Raw genomic sequence first — 20,164 nt, 5'->3', positions numbered from 1 at the left:
CTCCAGCACGCGGACGATCAGCCGGCCGGCGAACCGGCAGACGACGTTGTCGATCCGGCGGGGGTCCGGAGCTCCCACCTCAGAGATGTACGCGGCGTAGAGCCGCAGCGGGCGGTCGAGCTCGGCGGCGACATCGGCGACCAGCTCCTTCCGGTGTTGCGGCCGGGCGGCCGTGTCGACGGCGAAGTACATGACGGCGACGCCGGCGAGCAGCAGCGCCACCTTGGCCATGGAGCCCCACGCCGACGGCGGTGAGGCGGTGGGAGCGCCGGTGCCGAGCCATCGGTGATCGTTTTGGGCGGCATGGTGATGGCGCCGAGCACCATCAGGAACGCGAAGACGCCGGCGCCGACCCAGGCGGCCCGCGCGATCTGCCGCATGCCGAGCGCCAGCGCGAGGTTGAGCTGCTGGGAGAGGAGCAGCGGCGGGGGCGGGTCCGGGGCGTCTCTCTGAAGCTCCGCCCGCAGGTCCGTGGCCTCCGCCGCCCCGGCGACGAGGATCACCGCGATCAGGAGCAGCAGGGTGAGGACCATGCGGAACGGCGTGAGGCCGTCGGCGACCTGCCAGACGTCGGGGTTGAGGAAGAAGAACAGGATGAAGAGCGCCATCGCGGGCAGGGTCCGGGCCTGCCGGGCGAGGCTTCCCTCGGCGTGCCGGTGGAGGTGGGTGCGTCCGCGGCCCAGCAGCCGGAGGACGCCGAACCAGGTGACGACCACAGCGACGATGGTGACCACCGCCCATTGCCCGGCATAGAAGGCCATGGTCTCCGCCGTCCGGGCCAGGCTCACGGAGCTTTTCGCGGTGAACCCGCCGTCGCGGAGAGACGGTGGCGGCGTGGTGAATCTAAGCTCAACCGGCAGGCGGGCGAGGGCGAAGACGACCGGAAGGACCAACGGCCAGCTGATCCACAGCAGAAAGGACGTCACCCGCACCGATCGGTGACGCGAGCCGGCCCGGAGCGCCCACCACAGGACCAGCGCCGCCACAAATAAGCCGCCGAACAGGTACGAGTTGCGGCTCACCTCGGCGATCGTCATCACGTAGATGAACAGGGCCGCCCCGGTGAAGAACGGCAGCGCCCGCGGCAGGACGTGCCTGGTCAGGCCGTAGTCGCGGATCAGCGTGGGGATACCGAGGTCGGCGAATCGGCGTTCGGCCTCGGCGGCGGTCAGGACAGTGTGCGGTTGCACCTCCACCGGCTGCCCTTCTGAGGCTGGTCGCGTCGCGGACCAAGCCATTGCAGCGCACCCGTGAGCGAATCGCCATCCCACCCGCGGGTGGGCACGACGGCGGAACATACAACCCCACCCGTGACTACGGGAGGGGTACGAGATTTCCGCGCCGATGTCCACAAGGGCGGCCGTTACCCGGGGTGGCTTACCGGCTCGGGCGCACCGCTGCTTCGTCGGTCAGGTGGCTGTGCCGGCGTCCGTAGGAGAAGTACAGGATCAGGCCCAGCGCCATCCAGATCAGGAAACGCAACCACGTCTCGATCGACAGGTTGGTCATCAGGTAGAGGCACGCCAGCGCCGACACGATCGGGACCAGCGGCGACAGCGGCACGCGGAACGGCCGCTTCAGCGCCGGCCGGGTGCGCCTCAGCACCGGCACCGCCACCGAGACGATGACGAAGGCGAACAGCGTGCCGATGCTGACCAGGTTGGCCAGCGACGACAGCGGCACGAAGCCGGCCAGCGCGGCGACCCCGACGGTGATCGCGGCGGTCAGCCGGTACGGCGTGCCCCACCGGGGGTGCACCGCTCCCACCGGAGCGGGCAGCAGGCCGTCGCGGGCCATGGCGAAGCCGATGCGGCCGATGGCCACGATGTCGACCAGGATGACGCTGGTCAGGCCGGCCACCGCGGCGATCGACACCAGCGTCGACGCCCAGTCGGCGCCGACCGCGGTGAACGCCGAGGCGATCGGGGCGCCGGGGTCGATGCGGCGGTAGTCCACCATGCCGACCACCACGAACGAGACCGCGACGTAGAGCAGCGTGGAGATGCCGAGCGTGCCGAACAGGCCCAGCGGCAGGTCGCGGCTCGGGCGGCGGGTCTCCTCGCCGAGGTTGGCGACGGCCTCGAAGCCGGTGTACGCGAAGAACACCACCGCGGCGGCGGTCAGCACCCCGGCGATGCCGAACGCGGACGGCTCGAGCCCGAACAGCACCTGTGACAGCGGCCGGGCCAGACCGGAGTCGCCGGCCGCGGCGGGACGGGCCGGGGGGACGAACGGTGTCAGGTTCGCGGCCTTGACGAAGAACAGCCCGACGATGACGACGAAGACGCAGATGCTCACCTTGACCACGACCAGCGCGTTGGTCACCCGCGACGACTGGCGGATGCCGACGGTGGCGACGGCGCCGAGCACGAGCGTGATGCCGATGGCCCCGACGTTGACGACACTCGACTCGCCGAAGAAGGTGCCGGGCAGCCCGAACAGCTCGGCGAGGTAGCCGGACCAGCCGCGGGCCACGACCGCGGCGCCGAGCGCGAACTCCAGCACCAGGTCCCAGCCGATGATCCAGGCGACGAGCTCGCCCATCGTCGCGTACGCGTAGGTGTAGGCGCTGCCCGCGGTCGGCACGCTGGAGGCCAGCTCGGCGTAGCAGAACGCGGCCAGCAGGCTCACCACGCCGGCCAGTGCGAACGAGACGGTCACCGCCGGCCCGGCGTGGTCCTGCGCCTCGACCCCGGTCAGCGTGAAGATGCCGGTGCCGATCACGATGCCGATCCCGAAGCCCATCAGGTCGAGCGGGCCCAGCCGCCGGCGCAGGCGGGTCTCCTGCCCGAGCACGTCCTCGACCGGCTTGGTGCGCATCACCGTCATACCGCGCGGGTACCCCGGACGATGCGCACCAATCCGGCAAGATGATCAGGAGTACAGGTTGAGCTCGGCGATCGACCACCAGGAGCCGGCCGAGCCGGTCTGGGTGATCCGCAGGTAGCGGGCGGTCTGGGTGCCGAGCGCCACCGAGATCAGCGCCGACGTGCCGGTCCCGGTGGCCACCGTGCGCCAGGTGGCGTTGTCGGTGGAGACCGCGACCGTGTAGCCGCGGGCGTAGTCGAGCGTGCTGCCGGCCGAGTCCATGGTGAGCCGGCCGAACGTCCGGGCGGCGCCGAGGTCGAGCGTGACCGTGTTGCCGTTGGTCATCGGCGTTCCTGAGCTCCACCGGGTGGCGGCGTTGCCGTCGAGCATCCGGGCGGGGACGTCGGTCGCGCTGGTCGGGACGGCGGCGGCGGTCCATCCCGTACGCGGGAGAGCCGTGCCCGTGGAACCGCCGAGCGCGACCGAGCCGGTCAGCCGGACATCGCGCGACGACGCCCCGACCATGATCTGGTGGGTGCCGGCCGCGGTCCGCCAGCCGCCGTCGTAGTACTGGAAGCTGCGGGCGTCCAGCGTGACCGTGACCCGCTGCGTCTGGCCCGCCGCGAGGCTGACCTTGGTGAAGCCGCGCAGGTTCTTCGGCGGCTCGCCGGTGCTCGCCGGCTGGCCGACGTAGACCTGCGGCACCTCGGCGCCCGCGCGCGTGCCGGTGTTGGTGACGTCGAACGAGACGGCCACGGTGCCGGCGCCGTCCGGGGTGCCGACGGTGAGGTTGCCGTACTGGAAGGTGGTGTAGGACAGGCCGAAGCCGAACGGGAACAGCGGGGCGATGTTCTGCCGGTCGTACCAGCGGTAGCCGACGTCGATGCCCTCGGAGTACTGGACCGTGTTGTTCTGCCCGGGCCACTGGGCGGTGGTGCGGGCCGGCACGTCGGTGAGCGCGGCCGGGAAGCTTACCGGCAGCTTGCCGCTCGGGTTGACGTCGCCGAACAGCAGGGCGGCGATCGCGTTGCCGTACTCCTGGCCCGGGTACCAGGCCTCGACGATGCCCCGCACGCTGCCGGCCCACGGCATGGTCACGGCCGACCCGCTGTTGACCACCACGACCGTGTTCGGGTTGGCCGCGGCGACGTCGGTGACCAGCTGGTTCTGGTCGGCCGGCAGGGTGATGTCGGCGAGGTCGGAGCCCTCCGACTCGAACTTGCCGACGAAGACCACGGCCACGTCGGCGGCCCGGGCGGCGGTCACGGCCGCGTCGTGGCCACCGCCGCTGGGCAGCGTCCACTTCTGGTTGGCGGCGCCGGTGCAGGTCCACAGCTGCAGCGGGGTGCCGTTGGCCGAGCTCTGGCCGGTCGCGTCCAGGCACAGTCCCTGGTTGACCAGCGTGCCGCCGGTGGCGGTCCACTTCTGCCCGGCGCCACCGTTGCAGTCGTAGAGCTGCACCTTCGCGCCACTGGCCGAGCCCTGGGCGGTCATGCATTTGCCCAGCGCGCGGAACGTGCCATCAGCGTTCTGGGTCCAGGTCTGCGCGTTGGTGCCGTTGCAGTCGTACAGCTGGATGGTGGTGTTGTTGGCGGTGTTCGCGGCCGCGACGTCGATGCACTTGCCGCCGATGCCGGTGATGCCGCTCGACGCGGTGCCGGGCGAGTAGGTCACGGTCACCCCGGTGCCGGCGCGACCGACGATTCCCTGGTACGGCGAGACGGTCGCCGACGCGTTGACGGCGGCGCTGCCTCCGCCCTGATACATCGGCGTGCCGATGACGGCGATGTTCTTCGTGGTCGCGGGCAGGGGCAGGACGTTGCTCGCGTTCTTGAGCAGCACGCTGCCGGCCGCGGCGACCTGGCGGGCCACGCCCGTGTGCGCCGCCGACGTCACGACGGCGGACATCGAGCCGGTCTGGGCGTGGTCGAACAGGCCACGCCGGAACATCGGGGTCAGCACCCGGCGTACGTGATCGTCGATGGTCGCCGGCGTGACCTGCCCCGCCGAGATCGCGTTGGTCAGTGCCGTGCCGTAGTAGTCGGCGCCCGGCATCTCCATGTCGAGGCCGTTGTTGGCCGAGGCCACGGTCGAGTGGGTGGCGCCCCAGTCGGAGGTGACGAAGCCGTCGAAGCCCCACCCGGACTTGAGGATCTGGTTCTGCAGCGGCCCGTTCTCGCAGCCGAACGCGCCGTTGATCGCCGAGTACGAGCACATCACCGAGTCGGCGCTTTTCACGGACGTCTCGAACGCGGGCAGGTAGATCTCGCGCTCGGCCCGGTCGCTGACGATCGCGTTGTCGGCGAGCGTGTTGCGGCGCGTCTCCTGGTTGTAGACGGCGTAGTGCTTGACCTGCGCCATCGGGCCCTGGCTCTGCACGCCCTGGATGTCGGCGGCGGCCATCTGCCCGGCCAGGTACGGGTCCTCGCCGAGCGACTCGAACGCCCGGCCCCAGCGCGGGTCGCGGACGATGTTGATGGTCGGCGCGAGCACCACGTTGGTGCCCTTGCCCCACTGCTCGGCGCCGAGGGTCTCGCCGTACTGCCGCATCAGCACGGTGTCCCAGGAGGCGGCGCCGGCCACCGGGGCCGGCAGCTGGGTGACGCCGGTGGCGCCGTCGCCGACGCCGAGCGGGCCGTCCTGCAGGCGCAGGGCGGGAATGCCGAGCCGGGTGTTGGCCGGGATGCAGCCGGCGTAGCCGCAGTTGCCGCCGCCGTGCAGCATGGTGAGCTTCTCGGCCTGGGTCATGGCCGCGAGCAGGGCGTTGGCGCGGTCGCCGGGGGCGAGGGCGGTGTTCATCCAGGGCTGGTCGGCGGCGCGAGCGGGGGAGACGCTCACGGCCAGGGCGCCGCCGACCGCGACGGTGGCGCTTGCCGCGAAGACGGCGAGCGCACGCCGGACGACAGGTCTGATTTTTCGGGACACGGGGGACTCCGGGGGATCGGGGACGCCCTCAGCATCACCGCCTCCCGACCCATCGGGGAAGATGAATGCGGTTCCGGAACGGTTCCGGAACCGCGAGGTCAGCGCCGCAGGCGGCGGATCAGCCCGTACGCGACCGCGGCGCCGATCAGCCAGGGTGCCGCCACGACGATCGGGTCCATCGGGTGGTGCCGCCGATCGACCCGCCGGCCCTCGGCCCGCGACGAGAGACCGTGGTGGGTCACCTCGGCGCGCACCCCGGTCTCGTGGATCAGCCGATCCGGCTTGCCGCTCGCCAGCGCACGCAGGCGGCTCTCCAGCACGTCGACCCGGTCACCGGCCAGCAGGAGCAGCCAGTGGGCGGCGCGGCCCTCGCTGTAGCGGTCGTACGCGTACCGCCGGATCCGGCCGGAGAGGCCGTGGAGCGGGGCCACGGTCCCGAAGACCAGGGTGAGGAACTTGTGCTCGATCGACCGCTCCCGCGGCCACTCCTCGACCTGGCGGTCCGGGAACTCCCAGTGCGCGCCGGCGAAGCCGGGGTCGAACCGCTCGCGCGGCACCGACGGCCGGTCCTTGGGGTCGAGGTCGGCACCCCAGCCGGGGATGCGGGCCCGTAGTTGGTCGCTGGTCTCGGCGAGCTTCGGCTTGTCCGGTGTGTAGGCCACGGTGTCTCCTCACGCGCCGTTCGGGACGATGATCGGCTTGATGCAGCCGTCGAGCTTGGACGACATCATGTGGTACGCCTCCGCGATGTGCTCGAGCGGAACGTGGTGGGTCACGATGTCGCTGGGCTTGAGGTAACCGGCCTGCACGTGCTCGAACAGGCGCGGCCACTGCCGTTTCACGGGGCACTGGTTCATCCGCAGGGTCAGGCCCTTGTTCATGGCGTCGCCGAACTTGACCGCGCTGAAGATCGGGCCGTACGCGCCCATCACCGAGATCGTGCCGCCCTTGCGGACCGAGTCGATCGCCCAGTTGAGCGCCACCGGCGAGCCGCCCTGCAGCTTGAGCTTGGTCGCGGTGACGTGCTGCAGCAGGTTGCCGTCGGCCTCGGCGCCGACCGCGTCGATCGCCACGTCGGCGCCGAGGAAGTCGGTGATCTTCTTGAGGTGCACGACGATGTCGTCGTACTCGGCGAAGTTGTAGGTCTCGGCCTGCGCGAACTCGGCCGCCTTGGCCAGCCGGTAGTCGAGGTGGTCGATGACGATGACCCGGCCGGCGCCCATCAGCCAGGCCGACTTCGCGGCGTACAGGCCGACCGGCCCGGCGCCGAAGACCACCACCACGTCGCCCTCGACGATGTCGCCCAGCTGCGCGCCGAAGTAGCCGGTGGCGAGCGCGTCGGTGAGCAGCACGGCGTCGTCCTCGTCCAGCCAGTCGGGGATGACCGACGGGCCGACGTCGGCGAACGGCACCCGGACGTACTCGGCCTGCCCGCCGTCGTAGCCGCCGGTGGTGTGCGAGTAGCCGTAGATGCCGCCGACCGCGGTGGCGTTGGGGTTGACGTTGTGACAGTTGGAGTACAGCCCGCGGGCGCAGAAGAAGCAGGTGCCGCAGAAGATGTTGAACGGCACCATCACCCGGTCGCCGGGCCGCAGCCGCTCGACCGACGACCCGACCTCGTCGACCACGCCGATGAACTCGTGCCCGAACGTCATGCCGACCCGGGTGTCGGGCATCATCCCGTGGTAGAGGTGCAGGTCCGAGCCGCAGATGGCGGCCCGGGTGACGCGCACGATGGCGTCGTTCGGGTGCTCGATCGACGGCCGGTCCTTCTCCTCCACCCGCACGCGGTAGGGACCGCGATAGACCATTGCTTGCACGACGAACCTCCTGGACCTGTCGACGAGACGGCTGGCTACCCCTCGTCGAGCCGGGCAAACGTCGCTATCCGGGCCGGGTGCTGGCCCGGATCTCCAGGCGGTGCGGCACGACGATGCGGCGGGCGGCGGGCGGATCGCCGCGGCCGCCGAGACGCTCGTCCAGGCAGGTCAGCGCCGCCTCGGCGATGGCCGCCTTGTCGGGGGCGACCGTGGTCAGCGGCGGGTCGGCGTAACGCCCGTCCTCGATGTCGTCGAAGCCGGCCACCGCGAGGTCGCCGGGCACCCGCCGGCCGCGCTCCCGGGCGGCGTGCATCGCGCCCAGGGCGAGCTGGTCGCTGAAGCAGAAGACCGCGTCGACCGGGTCGCCGGCGTCCAGCAGCCGGCCCATCGCGGCGGCGCCGTCGGCCCGGTGCAGCCGCTCGACCGCGATCTCGAGCGCGGGATCAAGCCGGAGGCCGGCGGCCGCCAGCGCCTGCCGGTAGCCCTCGGCCCGGCGGGCCGCGGTGCCGTTGGCCAGGTGCGGCTGCAGGCCGATGGCGGCGATCCGGGTGCGGCCGCCCTCGATCAGGTGGGCGGTGAGGGCGGCGGCCGCGGCCACGTTGTCGATCGCGACGTGGTCGAGCAGCCCGCCGGCGTCCTGCTCGCCCAGCAGCACCAGCGGGGCGCTGTCCGGCCGGCGGGTCAGATCGGCGGGGGAGAGGCCCCACGGGCTCATGATCAGGCCGTCGACGGCCTGCCCGCGTACGCCGTCGAGAAGCTCCCGCTCCCGCGCCGGATCGCCGCCGGTCTGCTGCACCAGCAGGGTCCACGCATGCGCCTCGGCCCGGTCGGCGAGGTGGCCGGCGAGCTCGCCGAAGTAGGGCGAGGCGATCTCGGGCACGACCAGCGCGACCAGGCCGGACCGCCCGCCGCGCAGGTGCCGGGCCGCCGCGTTGGGCCGGTACTGCAACTCGTCGAGGACCCGCTGCACCCGCTCGCGGGTCTCGGGCGCGACCAGCGCGAAGCCGGACACCACGTTGGACACCGTGCGGACGGACACGCCGGCCCGCTCGGCGACCTGCTTCAGATTGGCACCCACGACGTCATGCTAGCCCACTTGCAACGTTGCATGCCACGTTGCAACATGGAGGCATGACGACTGTGGAGCAGGACGCCCGAGAGGCCATCTACACCGACGGCATCACCGCGCTGCGCGGCGCGTTCAGCGTCGAGTGGGCCGACGCCATGCGGGAGGACATCGAGGCCGCCTTCGCCGAGGCCATCGCCCGCCCCGGCGGCGCCGTCGGCCGCGGCCCGAAGCGGTACTACGTGGAGATCCACCCGGAGCAGCTGCGCGGGTTCGTCGACCTGGTGACCCACCCGTGGGTGACCTCGGTCTGCACCGCCGTGCTCGGCCCGGAGTACGAGATCGTCGAGCTCGGCTTCGACATCCCCTTCGCCGGCGCGGTCAACCAGCCGTGGCACCGGGACTTCCCGATGCCGGAGGTGACCCGGGCCGAGGGCCGGCTCAACTCGCTGGCCTTCAACCTGACCGGCGTCGACACCACCGACGACATGGGCCCGTTCGAGATCGCCCCGGGCACCCAGTTCGACGACGACCCCGCATTCGGGCACGGCATGTTCCCGCCCAAGACCCACTACGACCGCTACAACGAGCGCGCGGTCCGCAAGTACCCGCAGCGCGGCGACATCTCGGCCCGCTCGGCGCTGACCATCCACCGCGGCACCGCGAACCACTCGGAGAAGTCGCGGCCGGTGCTGGTGCTCGGCGTCGACGCGCCGGACGGCACCAACGGCGACAAGCACGACATGGCGGTCACCCGGGCGTACTGGGACTCGCTGCCCCCGCTGGTCCGCGACCACCTGCACTGCCCGGTGGTCGACGAGCTCACCCCGATCACCCAGAAGCACACCATCGAGGGCCTGGTGATGGGCGACGCCTGAGCGTTTCCCGCCCGCCGAGCCGGGTAGGCGATCCCTGAGTTCACCCTCGCAGGGATCGGAGCCGGAGAAATGGCGCGTGCGCGCATCGTGATCGTCGGGGCCGGCTTCGCCGGCTTCGAGGCCGCCCGGACGCTGCTGCGCAAGTCCCGCGGCGCCGCCGACATCGTGGTCGTCAACCCCACCGACTACTTCCTCTACCTGCCGCTGCTGCCGGAGGTCGCGGGCGGGGTGCTCGACCCCCGGCGGGTCACCGTGCCGCTCGCCTCGACCCTGCGCGGCGCCCGGCTGCTGCTCGGGCAGGCCGAGGGCATCGACGTCGCGGCGCGGACCGTGACCTGGAGCGGCGGCACCCTCGACTACCACCGCCTGGTGCTGGCGGCCGGCAGCGTGAACAAGCTGCTGCCGATCCCCGGCGTCGCCGACCACGCGCACGGCTTCCGCGGCATCCCCGAGGCGCTGCACCTGCGCGACCACGTGATCCGGCAGATCGAGCTGGCCGACGCGGCCGAGGACCCGGCCGAGCGGGCGGCCCGGCTCACCTTCGTCGTGGTCGGCGCCGGCTACACCGGCACCGAGGTCGTCGCCCAGGTCCAGCTGCTGACCGAGGACGTGATCGCCCGGCACCCGCGGCTGTCCGGCGCCCGCCCCCGCTGGCTGCTGCTGGACACCGCCGACCAGGTGCTGCCGGGCATGGACCGGCGGCTGTCGGCGACCGCCGACCGGGTGCTGCGCGAGCGCGGCGTCGAGATCGGCATGGGGACCTCGGTGTCCGAGGCGACCGCCACCGGTGTCCGGCTCACCGACGGGCGCTTCGTCCCGTCCTACTCGCTGATCTGGTGCGTCGGCGTACGGCCGGACCCGTTCGCCCGGCGCACCGGCCTGCCGATGGACAAGGGCCGGCTGCGGGTCGACGAGTACCTGGCCGTGCCCGGCCACCCCGAGATCCTGGCCTGTGGTGACGCCGCGGCCGTGCCCGACCCGGCCCACCCGGGCAAGGCGGCGCCGATGACCGCCCAGCACGCCGTCCGGCAGGGCCGGCTGGCCGGGAACAACATCGCCGCCTCCTACGGCGTGGGCAAGCGGCGGCCGTACCGGCACAAGGATCTCGGCTTCGTCGTCGACCTCGGCGGTGGCCAGGCGGCCGCCAACCCGCTGCACGTGCCGCTGTCCGGCCTGCCCGCGCGGCTGGTGACCCGCGGTTACCACCTGAGCTCGCTGCCGTCGGGGCGGCTGCGCACGGCCGCCGACTGGCTGTTCGCCGCGGCCGGCTCGCGTCCGCCGGTGCAGCTGGGCCTGGTGCCGGGTCCGGAGGTGCCGCTCGACACCGACGCGCCCGAGCTCGTCCACCCGGCTTCCTGAGCATGCCGGGACGCATCGAGGACTACGCGCTCATCGGCGACCTGCACACCGCGGCCCTGATCGGCCGGGACGGCTCGCTCGACTGGCTGTGCATGCCGCGCTTCGACGCGCCGGCCTGTTTCGCGGCGCTGCTCGGCGACGAGTCGGCCGGGCACTGGCGGATCGCGCCGTCGGGGGCGGGCACGGCGAGCGCCCGCCGGTACCGCGACGACTCGCTGGTGCTGGAGACCGAGTGGCGCTCGGCCGAGGGCGTCGTGCGGGTCGTCGACTTCATGCCGCCGCGCGACGAGGCCGCCGACGTGGTGCGCATCGTCGAGGGCGTCGCCGGCGCGGTGCCGATGACGATGGAGCTGCGCTGGCGGTTCGACTACGGCCGGGTGGTGCCCTGGGTCCGCCGGCAGGACGGCGACCTCCGGGCGATCGCCGGGCCGGACGCGGTGTGGCTGCGCACCGCCGTGCCGCTGCGCGGCGAGGACCACCACACGACCGCCGGCTTCACCGTCCGGGCCGGCGAGCGGGTGCCGTTCGTGCTGACCCACCGGCCGTCGCACCTGCCCCGGCCGGAGCCGGCCGACCCGCTGCGGGCGCTGGCCGCCACCGAGCGGTTCTGGCACGACTGGATCGCCCGCTGCGACTACGACGGCCGCTGGCCGGAGGCCGTGCGCCGGTCGCTGATCCTGCTCAAGGCGCTCACCCACGCGCCCACCGGCGGCATCCTCGCCGCCGCCACCACGTCGCTGCCCGAACAGCTGGGCGGTCCGCGCAACTGGGACTACCGATACTGCTGGCTGCGGGACGCCACCTTCACCCTCCAGGCCCTGCTCGGCACCGGTTACGTGGCCGAGGCCAAGGCGTGGCGGGAGTGGTTGCTGCGGGCGGTGGCCGGCGACCCGGCCGACCTGCAGATCATGTACGCGCTCGACGGCACCCGGCGGCTGCCCGAGTACACGCTGGACTGGCTGGCCGGCCACCACGGCTCGCGGCCGGTGCGCGTGGGCAACGCCGCCGCCGGGCAGCTGCAGCTCGACGTGTGGGGCGAGGTGCTCGACGGGCTGCACCTGGCCCGCGAGGCCGGCATCGGCGCCACCGACGCCGCCTGGGACCTGCAGCGGGCCCTGCTCGACTACCTCGAGGGCGCCTGGCGGCAGCCCGACAACGGCCTGTGGGAGGTGCGCGGCCCCCGCCGGCAGTTCGTCCATTCCAAGGTGATGGCGTGGGCCGGCTTCGACCGGGCCGTCACCGCCGTCGAGCGCCACGGGCTGGACGGCCCGGCCGACCGGTGGCGGGCGATCCGGGACGAGATCCACACCGAGGTCTGCACGGAGGGCTTCGATCAAGAGCGCAACACCTTCACCCAGTCGTACGGCTCGGCCGGTCTCGATGCCGCGCTGCTGCTCATCCCCAGGATCGGGTTCCTGCCCGCGACCGACCCCCGGGTGGCCGGCACCGTCGAGGCCGTCCGGCGTGACCTGGTGCACGACGGGTTCGTCCTGCGCTACCGCGCCGACCAGGACGTGGACGGCCTGCCCGGCACCGAGGGCGCGTTCCTGGCCTGCACGTTCTGGCTGGTCGACGCGCTGCACGCGATCGGCCGCGAGAAGGAGGCCGAGGCACTGTTCGAGCGGCTGCTCGACCTGCGCAACGACGTGGGCATGCTCTCCGAGGAGTACGACCCCCGGGCCGGGCGGCAGCTCGGCAACACGCCGCAGGCGTTCAGCCTGGTCGGCCTGGTCAACTCGGCGCGCCTGCTGAGCGGCGCGGCCACCCGCACCACGGCCGACGCCCGCGAGCAGCGCACCCACCGGCCCGGCTGAGCGTGACGCGAGCGCCCCGAGGGCCGCGGGCCGCCGGTCGGTACAGTGAACGGGTGCCCCGAGGTTCCCGGCGTCTCACCGCGAACCGGATGCTCCTCGCGCTGGCGCTGGTCTCCGCCGGTCCGCCGCTCGTCATCCACGATGGCTGGCGGGGGTTCCTGGTGGCCGTCCCGGCCGCCGGCTACGCCGCCTACCTGGTGCTCGGCAAGCGATGGCCCCGCCTGCGCCGCCGCCCGCGTCCGGCCGCCCCCGCCGGCCCGGCGACGCCCGGCCCGGCGGCCGCCGGCTTCGAGGCGCCCGGTCCTGCGGCGCCCGGTCCTGCGGCGTTCGGCCCTGCAGCGCCCCGTTCCGCGACGCCCGACGGTCCGGCGCCCGGCCCGGCCGCGCCCGGCGGTCCGGCGGTCACCGAACCCGGCGTCGGCGACTTTTTCGCCGAGAAGGGCCGACCGGGCGTTTAGCCGGCGGAAGCCGGGGAAGCCGCCGTCCCCAAGAGGCGAGGGCCTCGGAGGGACGTTTCTCCCGGATCTCGGCGGCGATCTTCGCCGGGGTGTCGGCCCGGCCCGGTCCGGCGTGATGGCGACGACGCCGGCCGGGACCCGGGCCCGGGGCGGCGGCGCGCTCGAAATGGTGACCGGGCTCGGCGTCGCCGCCCCCTTCACCGTCCCCCGGTCAGAGCCCGACAATCACCCGGCTCCCGTAGTTTTCCGCGCGCCGTGTCCGGGTAGTCCCCGGACATCCCCCTCACGAGGAGCGCTTCATGGCGTGGATTGACGAACTGCGGGCGCGCCTCGACCAGGCCGCGCGTGACGAACGCACCCCGCCGTTCGTCGCCGACCCGGAACCGGTCGTGATGGTCGACGCCTCTCCCAAGATCGAGGACGGCATTCCGCGGGCGGTACGCGTGGCGGGGGCGTGGTCGTGGCGGATCATCGTCTTCGTCGGTGCCGTCTACGTGGTGCTGCGGCTGGTCTCCCTGCTGCGGGTGGTCGTCATCCCGGTGGCCGTCGCCCTGCTGCTCGCGGCACTCTTCCAGCCGGTCACGGCGTGGCTGCGCCGGCGGGGCATGAACAAGTCGTTCGCCTCGGCGCTGGTCGAGGTCGGCGCGCTGATCATCGTCTTCGGCGGCCTCGGCCTGATCATCAACACGTTCGTGGGCCAGCTCGACACGCTCAGCTCGCAGGTCGGCGACGGGATCCAGGAGGTGCAGAACTGGCTCGCGAAGGGCCCGCTGCACATCTCCCAGCAGCAGCTGAACAACAGCATCACGCAGCTGCGCGAGACCGTGACCGGCAACCGGGCGGCCCTGACGACCGGCGCGCTGAACACGGCCACGACCGTCGGCGAGCTCGCCGCCGGGTTCTTCCTCACCCTGTTCACGCTGTTCTTCTTCCTGCGTGACGGCGGTCAGATCTGGCGGTTCCTGTGCCGGCTGCTGCCGCGGGACGCCCGGGTGCCCACCGCGCGGGCCGGTCACTACTCGTGGCACACGCTTGTCTCGTACGTGCACGCGACGGTTCTGGTCGCCTTCGTCGACGCGATCGGCATCGGGGCCGGGCTGTTCATCCTGCAGGTGCCGCTGGCATTGCCACTGGCCGCTCTGGTCTTCCTCGGCGCGTTCATCCCGGTGGTCGGCGCGACCCTGACCGGCGCGATCGCGGTGCTGGTCGCGCTGGTGACGGTCGGCTTCGTCAAGGCGCTGATCGTGCTCGGCATCGTGATCGCCGTCCAGCAGCTCGAGGGTCACGTGCTGCAGCCGCTGATCATGGGCCGGGCGGTGGCGCTGCACCCGCTCGCGGTGATCCTGTCGATCGCGTCCGGCGTCGTCATCGCCGGCATCGTCGGCGGTCTGGTCGCGGTGCCGATCCTGGCGGTGCTGAACACGGCGATCCGCTACCTGGCCCATCACCCCGAGGGTGAGCCGACCCCGGACCGCGAGCCGCCGGGCACGAGACCGGCGGACGAGGACGAGGAGGAGCACGAGGAGAAGGCGGACGCCAAGCTGCCCCCGCCGGCCGAGACGTCGGTCGGGTCCGATGAGTCCGGCGTCGCGGCGTCCGACCGGGCCGACCGGCCGGCCGAGAGCTAGCTCCGGCGCGGAAGGCGCTTCCCCGACAAATTGTCGGAGATGAATGCTTGACGACCGCGGGACGGAGTTGTTAGCTGGCTGAGAGAGCGCTCTCTTCCCCATTTCGTGACGCACCCCGGCCGGTTCCCCGCCGGCCGCGGGTGTATCCCCGTCGCAAGGGAGAGCCATGTCCAGACGACATTGGCGTGCCCCGATCGCCGTTGCCGCCCTACTCGCGGTGACCGTCGTGGCCAGCCCCGCACACGCCACGGTCGGCGCCCCACCGGCCGGTTTCACGCTCACGTGGAGTGACGACTTCACCGGGGCGTCGGGCACCGGCGTCAACACCGGCACCTGGAAGTACGACACCGGACCGGGCAGCAGCTTCGGCACCGGCGAGATCGAGACCATGACCAGCAGCACCGCGAACGTCTTCCAGGACGGCGCCGGGCATCTGGTTCTCCGGGCATTGCACAGCGGGACCGCCCCGCGTACCGGATGGACCTCCGGCCGCATCGAGACCCAGGCCGCCACGTTCGGCGCCGCGCCCGGCGGCGTGGTGCGGATGGAGTCCCGCCTGCAGCAACCCAACGTGACCACGGCCAACGGCGCCGGGTACTGGCCGGCGTTCTGGATGCTCGGCGCGCCGCTGCGGTCCGGCGTCTCCTGGCCGACCAGCGGCGAGGTCGACATCCTCGAGGACATCAACGGGCGCAGCTCGGTCTTCGGCACCCTGCACTGCGGCACCAACCCGGGTGGGCCGTGCAACGAGTCGACCGGGCTCGGCAGCGGCGAGCGGGCCTGCTCGGGCTGCCAGACCGGCTTCCACAACTACGCGGTCGAGATCGACCGGTCGAAGTCGCCGGAAGAGATCCGCTGGTATCTGGACGGCGCCAACTACTTCACCCTGCCGGCCACCCGGGTCGACGCGACGACCTGGGCCAACGCGGTCGACCACCCGTTCTTCATCATCTATGACCTGGCCATGGGCGGCGGCTTCCCGGACGCGTTCGGCGGCGGTCCCAACGCCTCGACCGTCTCCGGCGCCCAGATGACCATCGACTGGGTCGCCGTCTACAACAAGGGCCCGTCGAGCGGCGGCGGCAACCTCGCCCAAGGCCGGCCGACCACCGCGTCGTCGACCGAGAACGCCGGCACGCCGGCCTCGGCGGCGACCGACGGCAACACCGGAACGCGCTGGTCCAGCGCCTTCAGCGACCCGCAATGGGTGCAGGTCGACCTGGGCGCCACGCACACCATCTCGCGGGTCGACCTGAACTGGGAGACCGCCTACGCCCGGGCCTTCCAGATCCAGACGTCCGCCAACGGCACCAGCTGGACCACCATCTATTCCACGACGTCGGGCACCGGCGGCAACCAGACGCTCAACGTCTCCGGATCCGGGCGATACGTCCGGATGTACGGGACACAGCGCGCCACCCAGTGGGGCTACTCGCTCTGGGAGCTCGGCGTCTACGGCACCTGACGCCGTTCCACCGGCGGCCGCCTACGGGAACTCGACCGACTGGTTGTCTCCCGTGGGCGGCTGCTTGTGCAGGAGCGCGGCCGTCCCGTACTGGATGAGCGTCACCACCCGGCCGTGCGGCGAGTCCCAGTACTCGGCCGACTCGGCGTGCACCTTGATCAGCGTCAGGCCCGCGGTGTCGAGCCCGTCCGGGAACCAGGCCTTGAGGAAGGGGTTCCAGAGGTCGGCCGCCTTGGCCCGGTCGTGGACGACCTCGGCGGTTCCGCTCAGCGAGACCCAGGCGTTCTTCGCGGTGGCGAACGAGACGTTGACCTGCGGGTTGGCCCGGATCTGCGCGACCTTGGCGCTGTCCTCGTAAGCGAAGAACCAGAGATCCCCGTCGAACTCGGCCTCCTGCAGCCCCATCGGCCGGCTGAGATGGCGGCCCTCGGCGGTCATCGTGGTCAGCATGCCGATCCGCCCGTCGCGGATCAGTTCGGTCACCTTCGTACGCGGCTCGTCGTCAGTCATGCCTCTCGTGTGCCCGGGCCCGGCATGTCTATGCGCAGGCAAATCAATAGGTCTGAGGGATGGTGCTGGAAACAAAACCCGTGTTAACTCCCCATCCAAGATCGGGCCTTGGCGATGCGTTCGCCGGGGTCCGGTCTTCTTCTGAGGGGAGGACGCCCTGGTGGGCAAAGACAGACTCAACAAGCGATTTACGGCATTGGCCGGAATCGGCATCCTTGTGACCGCAATGGGCGTGGTCAGCGCCTCGTCGAGCGCGGTCGCCGCGCCCGGCGTCAAGCAGGCGTTCAAGCCGGTCCCGGCCGGCTCGAAGATCACCAAGCTGCCGGCCGGCCTGCAGAACCGGCCGGTGACCGTGATGGTGCAGCTCAGCGAACAGCCGGTGGCGGCGGCCGACGCCGCGGCCGCGCAGCCGCTGACCGACACGCAGAAGCGGCAGCGCACCGACAAGATCCGGCAGGAGCAGGCGCCCGTCGAGAAGAAGGCGCGTCAGCTCGGCGGAACGGTGCTCGGCACGTACCAGCACGCCTACAACGGCATCAAGGTCCGCGTGAACGCCAAGGAGCTGGCGTCGCTCGCGTCGGCGCCGGGCGTGGTGAGCGTGCACCCGGTGCAGACCGTCAAGCCCGACAACACCCGCGGCGTACCGATGATCGGCGCGCCGACGGTGTGGAACGCGCCGGACAAGTACCGCGGCGAGGGCGTCAAGGTCGCGGTCATCGACACCGGCATCGACTACACGCACGCCGACTTCGGGGGCCCGGGCACCACCGCCGCCTACGACGCCGCGCACGCGACCGAGGCCGCGACGGCCGACCCCAAGCTGTTCGGCCCGAAGGCGCCCAAGGTCAAGGGCGGCGTCGACCTGGTCGGCGACAGCTACAACGCGGACCCGGCGAGCGCCGGCTACCAACCCGTCCCGCACCCGGACCCGAACCCGCTCGACTGCAACGGTCACGGTTCCCACGTGGGCGGCACGATCGGCGGCTTCGGCGTCCTCGCCAACGGCAAGACCTTCCAGGGTTCGTACGACAAGAGCACCGTCGCCGCCAACTCCTGGCTCGTCGGCCCGGGCGTCGCCCCCAAGGCCGACCTCTACGCCGTGCGCGTCTTCGGCTGCGAGGGCTCGACCGACATGACCGTGGACGCGATCGAGTGGGCCGTCGCCAACGACATGGACGTCATCAACATGTCGCTCGGCTCGCCGTTCGGCACCGCCGACGCCCCCGAGTCGGTCGCCGCCGACAACGCGGCCAAGGACGGCGTCATCGTCGTCGCGTCGGCCGGCAACTCGGGCCCGGCGCCGTACATCGTGGGCAGCCCGTCCACCGCGACCAGCACGATCAGCGTCGCCGCCAACGACCCGACGCCGTCGTTCCCGGGCGCGCACCTGTCGATCGGGCTCGACGCCGTCAACGCCAACGGCGCCACCTTCGCCGACGGCCTCTCGCTGCCGATCAAGGTGGTCGGCAACGGCGCCGGCGGCATCGCGCTCGGCTGCAGCACCGCCGAGTTCCAGGCGGCCGGCGTGACCGGCAAGATCGCCGTGGTCGCCCGCGGCACCTGCGCCCGGGTCGCGAAGGCGATCTACGGCCAGGCGGCCGGCGCCGCCGCGGTCATCATGGTCAACACGGACGGCTCGTACCCGCCGTACGAGGGCGCGATCACCAGCAACCCGGACACCGGCGAGGCCGCGAACGTCACGATCCCGTTCCTGGGCGTGCCGAACACCGCGGCGGCGGCCCTGATCGCGGCCGACGGCCAGACCACCACGCTGACCAACAGCCCGCTGACCAACCCGAGCTACACCGCCACCGCGAGCTTCTCGTCCGGCGGCGCCCGGGTCGGCGACAGCTGGCTCAAGCCGGACGTCACCGCGCCCGGCGTCAGCATCTCCTCGGTCGGCGTGGGCACCGGCACCGGCGCGGCCGTGGAGTCGGGCACGTCGATGGCCGCCCCGCACACCGCCGGCGAGGCCGCACTGGTCAAGCAGGCGCACCGGGACTGGCGCAAGGTCGCGTACTGGAAGGCGGCGATCGTCAACACCGCCAACCCGGGCGGGGTCGCGGGCTACTCGACCCGGCTCGACGGCGCCGGCCTCATCCAGGCGCCGGGCGCGGTCGACACCCAGGTGATCGCCCTCGGTGACGCCGGGACGGCCACGCTCAACTACGGTTTCGCCGAGCTCGACCGCAACTACGGCAAGACCAAGACAATCAAGGTCAAGAACCTCGGGCGTACGGCTCAGACGTTCACCGTCGCGGCCGGTCAGGCGGCCGGCAGCCCGCACACGGCCAAGCTTTCCCGTACGCGGGTGACCGTTCCCGGCCGGGGCGAGACCACGGTGCCGGTGACCCTCGAGGTGCCGGCCGCCACGGCCGGCGACTCGGCGCAGTTCCAGGACGTGTCCGGCCTGATCACCTTCACCCCGGTCGGCAAGGGCAACGCCGGCGTCGCGCTGCGGGTGCCGTACTACCTGGTCCCGCAGTCGGTGTCGAACATCGAGACCCACGTCGACACCGGCGCCCTGCGCTGGAAGGGCTCGGCCACCGCGGTGACCAGCAACCGGCACGGCGTCGTCACCGGTACCGCCGACTGGTACGCGTGGGGCCTCTCCGACGGGCGCGACGCCGAGCCCGGCGCCGCCGACCTGCGGGCCGTCGGCGTGCAGAGCCTGCCCGCCGACAACGCGATCGCCTTCGCCGTCAACACGCACAACCGGCTGTCCAACGCCGCCCGCAACGAGTTCGACATCTACGTCGACGTCAACGGCGACGGCACCGACGACTACGACGTCGTCGCCGTCGACTACGGCCTGCTCACCACCGGCGACCTCACCGGCGAGCTGGTCACCGCGGTCTTCGACATCCGCACCGGCGACGGCACGCTGGAGTTCTTCGCCGACGCGCCGACCGACAGCAGCACGTTCGTGCTGCCGGTGCTGCTCTCGCAGCTGTGCGCCGAGGGCTCGCCGTGCCTGTCCGCGGACAGCCCGCGGATGACCTACCACGCCGAGAGCATCGGCACCATCGACGGCAACGACGACACGATCGACGGCACCGCGTCGTTCAACCCGTTCACCCCGTCGCTGACCACCGGAGTGGCCGACGAGGTGGCGCCGAACAAGTACGCCACCGAGACGGTGAAGCTCGACAAGGCCGAGTTCGCGAAGACCCCGGCCCGCGGCTTCATGGTCGTCACCCACGACAACACCAGCCGCACCGAGGCGCAGCTGATCCCGGTCAGCGCACGCTGACCCGGTGAGGCAGGACGGCCCGGGACTCCGCGGAGTCCCGGGCCGTTCCCATGCTCGGCCGGACGCGGAACTGTCAGCCGACATGGTCTGCGCCCGACCGTGTGGTCCAAGGCCCCGCCAGTAGACGTGCCGGCGGTAACGTCGACGGTTACAGAACTTCGGGCGGCGGGACTCCGAGGA

The 20,164-nt window shown here is 72.1% G+C and carries 14 protein-coding genes; 7 read left to right on the top strand and 7 right to left on the bottom strand.

From position 1 onward, the window contains the following. Window positions 1-17: 17 nt before the first annotated feature. The 6 genes from ACQP2F_RS31445 to ACQP2F_RS31420 all read right to left on the bottom strand — a co-directional run bounded on the left by ACQP2F_RS31445 (window position 18) and on the right by ACQP2F_RS31420 (window position 8,631). On the bottom strand, window positions 18-1,196 hold the full coding sequence (locus ACQP2F_RS31445) for a hypothetical protein (protein WP_433293769.1): 1,179 nt from the start codon (window positions 1,194-1,196) through the stop codon (window positions 18-20). Window positions 1,197-1,377: 181 nt separating this feature from the next. After that, the gene (locus tag ACQP2F_RS31440; protein WP_433293767.1) at window positions 1,378-2,829 is read right to left on the bottom strand and encodes an APC family permease; all 1,452 of its coding nucleotides are present in this window, start codon (window positions 2,827-2,829) and stop codon (window positions 1,378-1,380) included. Window positions 2,830-2,874: 45 nt separating this feature from the next. Then, the gene (locus ACQP2F_RS31435) at window positions 2,875-5,733 is read right to left on the bottom strand and encodes a glycoside hydrolase family 3 C-terminal domain-containing protein (RefSeq protein ID WP_433293765.1); all 2,859 of its coding nucleotides are present in this window, start codon (window positions 5,731-5,733) and stop codon (window positions 2,875-2,877) included. A gap of 98 nt (window positions 5,734-5,831) precedes the next feature. After that, the gene (locus ACQP2F_RS31430; RefSeq protein WP_433293762.1) at window positions 5,832-6,395 is read right to left on the bottom strand and encodes a hypothetical protein; all 564 of its coding nucleotides are present in this window, start codon (window positions 6,393-6,395) and stop codon (window positions 5,832-5,834) included. 9 nt (window positions 6,396-6,404) lie between these two features. Further along, window positions 6,405-7,544, bottom strand: a complete 1,140-nt coding sequence (locus tag ACQP2F_RS31425; RefSeq protein WP_433307671.1) for a zinc-dependent alcohol dehydrogenase — start codon at window positions 7,542-7,544, stop codon at window positions 6,405-6,407. Between the two features lie 73 nt (window positions 7,545-7,617). Further along, entirely contained in the window at window positions 7,618-8,631 is a 1,014-nt protein-coding gene (locus tag ACQP2F_RS31420; RefSeq protein WP_433293760.1) for a LacI family DNA-binding transcriptional regulator, read from the bottom strand. A gap of 53 nt (window positions 8,632-8,684) precedes the next feature. Here ACQP2F_RS31420 and ACQP2F_RS31415 point away from each other — a divergent pair, with 53 nt between their 5' ends. The 6 genes from ACQP2F_RS31415 to ACQP2F_RS31390 all read left to right on the top strand — a co-directional run bounded on the left by ACQP2F_RS31415 (window position 8,685) and on the right by ACQP2F_RS31390 (window position 16,221). After that, a complete protein-coding gene (locus ACQP2F_RS31415; RefSeq protein ID WP_433293758.1) occupies window positions 8,685-9,497 on the top strand; it encodes a phytanoyl-CoA dioxygenase family protein in 813 nt (270 codons plus the stop codon). A 69-nt stretch (window positions 9,498-9,566) separates the two neighbouring features. Next, entirely contained in the window at window positions 9,567-10,856 is a 1,290-nt protein-coding gene (locus ACQP2F_RS31410) for an NAD(P)/FAD-dependent oxidoreductase (RefSeq protein WP_433293756.1), read from the top strand. Window positions 10,857-10,858: 2 nt separating this feature from the next. Continuing rightward, window positions 10,859-12,670, top strand: a complete 1,812-nt coding sequence (locus tag ACQP2F_RS31405) for a glycoside hydrolase family 15 protein (RefSeq protein ID WP_433293754.1) — start codon at window positions 10,859-10,861, stop codon at window positions 12,668-12,670. 53 nt (window positions 12,671-12,723) lie between these two features. Further along, on the top strand, window positions 12,724-13,128 hold the full coding sequence (locus ACQP2F_RS31400; protein WP_433293752.1) for a hypothetical protein: 405 nt from the start codon (window positions 12,724-12,726) through the stop codon (window positions 13,126-13,128). A 299-nt stretch (window positions 13,129-13,427) separates the two neighbouring features. Further along, window positions 13,428-14,756: an AI-2E family transporter gene (locus ACQP2F_RS31395; protein ID WP_433293750.1), complete on the top strand. Its 1,329-nt coding sequence runs from the start codon at window positions 13,428-13,430 to the stop codon at window positions 14,754-14,756. A 166-nt stretch (window positions 14,757-14,922) separates the two neighbouring features. Next, on the top strand, window positions 14,923-16,221 hold the full coding sequence (locus ACQP2F_RS31390) for a discoidin domain-containing protein (protein ID WP_433293747.1): 1,299 nt from the start codon (window positions 14,923-14,925) through the stop codon (window positions 16,219-16,221). A gap of 21 nt (window positions 16,222-16,242) precedes the next feature. On the opposite strand, the gene ACQP2F_RS31385 is transcribed toward ACQP2F_RS31390, so the two are convergent. After that, window positions 16,243-16,731, bottom strand: coding sequence for a pyridoxamine 5'-phosphate oxidase family protein (locus ACQP2F_RS31385; RefSeq protein WP_433293745.1), 489 nt, complete (start codon window positions 16,729-16,731; stop codon window positions 16,243-16,245). A 160-nt stretch (window positions 16,732-16,891) separates the two neighbouring features. Between ACQP2F_RS31385 and ACQP2F_RS31380 the strand changes: the two genes are divergently transcribed. Beyond that, a complete protein-coding gene (locus ACQP2F_RS31380) occupies window positions 16,892-19,984 on the top strand; it encodes a S8 family serine peptidase (protein WP_433293743.1) in 3,093 nt (1,030 codons plus the stop codon). Window positions 19,985-20,164: the final 180 nt, after the last annotated feature.

Source organism: Actinoplanes sp. CA-030573 (assembly GCF_050951115.1).
In the GTDB taxonomy this organism is placed as follows: Bacteria; Actinomycetota; Actinomycetes; order Mycobacteriales; family Micromonosporaceae; genus Actinoplanes.
Note: the sequence above shows the minus strand (reverse complement) of the source record. Positions and strands in the feature narration are given on the sequence as shown.

What these genes read in the sequence shown, in the direction of transcription:
- ACQP2F_RS31415 (WP_433293758.1), top strand. Translation starts at nt 8,685, where the DNA reads ATGACGACTGTGGAGCAGGACGCCCGAGAGGCCATCTACACCGACGGC.
- ACQP2F_RS31385 (WP_433293745.1), bottom strand. Translation starts at nt 16,731, where the DNA reads ATGACTGACGACGAGCCGCGTACGAAGGTGACCGAACTGATCCGCGAC.
- ACQP2F_RS31390 (WP_433293747.1), top strand. Translation starts at nt 14,923, where the DNA reads ATGTCCAGACGACATTGGCGTGCCCCGATCGCCGTTGCCGCCCTACTC.
- ACQP2F_RS31405 (WP_433293754.1), top strand. Translation starts at nt 10,859, where the DNA reads ATGCCGGGACGCATCGAGGACTACGCGCTCATCGGCGACCTGCACACC.
- ACQP2F_RS31440 (WP_433293767.1), bottom strand. Translation starts at nt 2,829, where the DNA reads ATGACGGTGATGCGCACCAAGCCGGTCGAGGACGTGCTCGGGCAGGAG.
- ACQP2F_RS31395 (WP_433293750.1), top strand. Translation starts at nt 13,428, where the DNA reads ATGGCGTGGATTGACGAACTGCGGGCGCGCCTCGACCAGGCCGCGCGT.
- ACQP2F_RS31410 (WP_433293756.1), top strand. Translation starts at nt 9,567, where the DNA reads ATGGCGCGTGCGCGCATCGTGATCGTCGGGGCCGGCTTCGCCGGCTTC.
- ACQP2F_RS31425 (WP_433307671.1), bottom strand. Translation starts at nt 7,544, where the DNA reads ATGGTCTATCGCGGTCCCTACCGCGTGCGGGTGGAGGAGAAGGACCGG.